Genomic DNA, 594 nt, shown 5'->3' on the forward strand with positions numbered 1-594 from the left:
GTACCCCGTTCTCGGTCACTAAGGCTTGTAAAGTACGTGGGGTAGCATAGGCAACATCGCGCACCGCTAATCCAGCAGCATCCAGTAACGATACTTCGATGGTATTAACAACTCTGTCATCACCTAAAGAGTCAAAAATAAACGGCAGTGCCAGTAAGCTTTCACCTGCAATTTGCACTTCTGCATTAATTTGACCACTGCCAGCCACTTGACCAGCTAACAAAGTGATTTCTGCCAAACCAGCAGCATTTGTTCTGGCAGTACCACTGCTAGGCGAGATAATACCTATGTTAGAAGCCAGTGCGAAATTCACTAACTGATTGGCAACCGGTTGACCATTTTGACTCAGTACTGCCTGCACTTTACCTGGCGCACTACGTGACACCTGACGTGTAGCACCACCAGCTGTATCAACCAAGTTCAAGGTTAATTGATAAGAACTCACACCTTCATTACCCTGAGTGCGGAAGTTCAGCGTCTGCTCCACACCCTGGTAACGCGCTGTCAGCGTACCAGCACCTTCAATAGTACCGGCTGTTAAACGAATACTCGCTTCACCTTGAGCATTAGTCAGAGCAGTACCAAAGGCAGGTT

1 protein-coding gene is annotated in these 594 nt (G+C 47.8%); it reads right to left on the reverse strand.

Annotated features, from left to right (window positions below; genetic code table 11):
* The coding region (locus IE070_RS16540) for an Ig-like domain-containing protein (protein ID WP_505599964.1) at nt 1–594 on the reverse strand (594 nt) is incomplete at both ends.

This window comes from Alishewanella tabrizica (assembly GCF_014652375.1).
Lineage (GTDB): Bacteria > Pseudomonadota > Gammaproteobacteria > Enterobacterales > Alteromonadaceae > Alishewanella > Alishewanella tabrizica.